Source organism: Streptomyces sp. (assembly GCF_031178505.1).
In the GTDB taxonomy this organism is placed as follows: Bacteria; Actinomycetota; Actinomycetes; order Streptomycetales; family Streptomycetaceae; genus Streptomyces; species Streptomyces gulbargensis.
This window is the reverse complement of record NZ_JAPSIW010000844.1, coordinates 1-2,867: the sequence shown is the minus strand read 5'-3', so window position 1 is coordinate 2,867 and position 2,867 is coordinate 1. Positions and strand designations below refer to the sequence as shown.

The 2,867-nt window shown below is 76.0% G+C and carries 2 protein-coding genes; both read right to left on the bottom strand.

Going from position 1 to position 2,867, the window contains the following annotated elements:
• Positions 1-512: 512 nt before the first annotated feature.
• Positions 513-1,670 carry a VWA domain-containing protein gene (locus RIF68_RS33305; protein ID WP_309055189.1) on the bottom strand — a complete coding sequence of 386 codons (1,158 nt, stop codon included), beginning with the start codon at positions 1,668-1,670 and terminating at the stop codon, positions 513-515.
• Positions 1,667-2,867, bottom strand: a 1,201-nt coding sequence (locus tag RIF68_RS33300) for a DUF5682 family protein (RefSeq protein WP_309055187.1), incomplete at its 5' end; no start/stop codon positions are given. The genes RIF68_RS33300 and RIF68_RS33305, both read right to left, overlap by 4 nt.

Genomic DNA, 2,867 nt, shown 5'->3' with positions numbered 1-2,867 from the left:
GTCCCTTTTCTGATGATCGCGGTTCGTTGTCTGCGTGGGCGTGCCGCGAAGGGCAACGTGACTGCGCTGTCACAAGGGAGGCGTGCACGGAGTCCGTGGACGCGGCATGTCCGTCTCGCAGGTTATCTCCGTGGGACGTGGGTCCCTAAATCGCAGATCACAACGGAGCGGTGATACGGGTCACAGATCGTAGGGGCGGAGGGGCTGTCCGTAGGGGCGGGCGGGGTGGGCCGGGAGGTGCTGGTGGCAGGCGTGGCCTGGGCTGTACGGGGCTCACGACCCGCCCGGCGCCGGGGTGAGGCCCCGTGGCGTACGGATGTGATATGGGCCTCAGTGGGGCGGCGGGCGTCCGTGCGGGTGGCGCGGCGGCGACGGATTCCGCACCGGAGCGGCGCGGGTCGGCCCCCGGGGTTCCGGAAGTCCGGGGGGCGGCGCGGGCCCGGGCACGACCGCCCGGGCTCCGGCTGCTCCCGCCCCGGGGGGACCCGGCTCCGGCGGTGCGGGCGGCGCCGTCAGGGCGCGGGTATCGGCAGGGGGCGCTTCTCCAGGGCGGCGGCCATGATGTCGGGGAACAGGTCGGGGGTGCAGGCGAAGGCGGGAACGCCCAGGGCCGCGAGCGCCGCCGCGTGCTCCCGGTCGTACGCCGGGGCGCCCTCGTCGGAGAGCGCGAGCAGGGCCACGAACTCCACCCCGGAGGCCTTCATCGCGGCGACCCGCTTGAGCATCTCGTCGCGGATGCCTCCCTCGTACAGATCACTGATGAGGACGAGGACGGTCTCGGCCGGACGGGTGATGCGGGACTGGCAGTAGGCGAGTGCCCGGTTGATGTCGGTGCCGCCGCCGAGGCGGATGCCGAACAGGACGTCGACCGGGTCGTCGAGCTGCTCCGTGAGGTCGGCGACGGCGGTGTCGAAGACGACGAGCCGGGTGGCGAGCGAGCGGAGGGAGGCGAGGACCGCGCCGAACACGGAGGCGTACACGACGGAGGCGGCCATGGAGCCGGACTGGTCGATGCAGAGCACCACCTCCTTCTTCACCGCCCGGGAGGCGCGTCCGTGCCCGACGAGCCGCTCGGGGACGACCGTGCCGTACTCGGGCAGGTAGTTCTTGAGGTTGGCGCGGAGGGTGCGGTCCCAGTCGATGTCCCGGTGGCGGGGGCGGCTGACGCGGGTGGAGCGGTCGAGGGCGCCGGTGAGGGTGGCGCGGGTGCGGGCCGCGAGCCGTTTCTCCAGGTCGTCCACGACCGCGCGGACGACGGCCCGGGCGGTCTCCCGCGTCGTCTCGGGCAGGGCCTTGTCGAGTGAGAGGAGGGTGCCGACGAGGTGGACGTCGGGCTCGACGGCGGCCAGCATCTCCGGTTCCAGGAGGAGGGCGGCGAGCCCGAGCCGGTCGATGGCGTCACGCTGCATGACCTGGACGACGGGGGCGGGGAAGTACGCGCGGATGTCGCCGAGCCAGCGGGCGACGGAGGGCGCGGAGGCGCCGAGCCCTCCGGAGCGGTCGCGGCCGGCGGCCCGGTCACCCGCGGCCGGGCGGCCGTAGAGGGCGGTGAGGGCGCCGTCCATGGCGGCGTCCGTGCCGGTGAGGCGGTGGCCGGTGCCGTCGGCGTCGCCGCCGCCGAGGACGAGGCGCCAGCGCCGGAGCCGCTCGTCGGCGGTGGTCGGGGTCATGGGCGGGCCTCCGTGCCGAGGATGAGGTGGAGGAGGGGCAGCACACCGTCCGCCCGTCCCGGGTCGGTGGTGTCGGCGAAGCCGGGGGTGACCGGCGCGGACCGGCCGGTCCCACCGGCTCTGGGGCCGCGGGCGGCCAGCTCCCCGAGGCTGCGGCGGACGCCGGGCTCGTACGCCGAGAAGGTGCGGCGCAGCAGCGGCAGGACGGCGGTGAACGCCTCCGCCGGTACGCCGGTGAGCCAGGCGTCCACGAGGCCCAGGAGCCGTTCGTCGTGGACGAGGAGCAGTCCGCCTCCGGAGGCGCCGCCGGCGAAGCCCTCGATCCAGGCGGCGGCCTCGGCGGGCGGAACGCCGGGCGAGAGGGCGCGGCTCATGAGGAGGGCCGCCGCGTCCTCGGCGATGCCGCCCTCGTCCAGGAGGAGGCGGGCGGCGCGTCCGCGCAGGAGGCCGGGCACCCGGTCGCGTCCGGTGAGGCGGTGGAGCACGGCGGTCCAGCGGGCGGCCGTGCCGACGGAGTCGGGCAGCAGGCCGACCGCCCGGTGGACGGCGTCGATCCGCTCGCGCATGGCGGTGGCGGCGTCCGCGTCGAGTCCGGCACAGGCCGGCGGGAGGCCGACGCAGATCCGCTCGGCGAGGCCGGTGGCCACCCCGGCGAGGGCGCCGGTGTCGGTGGCGCGGACGTCTCCGTAGCGCAGGGAGCGGGCGAGGGCGGGGAGGGCGTCGGCGAGGTGGGCGACGTCGGTGTCGAGCGCGGCCCGGTCGGCGAGCGCCCGGATCACGACGGGCAGCGCCCGGGTCAGTCCGGCGAGGAGGCAGTGTTCGGCGAGGGCGGTGACGTCGGCGAGGGCGGTGGCGGCGAGGGCCCGGGAGCGTGCCTTGGCGGAGGCGGCGGCTTCGACGGTGGTGCCCCAGACACCCGCCTCCGCGACCTTGACGTGGAGTTCCGGTTCCCAGCGCAGGTGCCAGGTCTCCCGGAAGGTGCCGGTGCCGGCCCGGCCGGCGGCCGGCTCGCCCCTGTCGACGCCGAGGAAGCGCAGCCGGTGCAGGAGGCGGCTGCGGGCGGCGTCGGTCTCCTTGCGCAGGTCGAGTTCGAGGGTGCGTTCCTGCGCCTCCGGTTTGAGGCGCAGGCCGCGCTGGTGGCGGGTGAGATCTCGCTGGAGGGGGACGGCGGGGGCGGCGGCCGGGACCTCGCCGAGG

Bases quoted from the DNA above. Each gene is read 5' to 3' on its own strand.
- RIF68_RS33305 (WP_309055189.1), bottom strand. From the start codon at position 1,670: ATGACCCCGACCACCGCCGACGAGCGGCTCCGGCGCTGGCGCCTCGTC.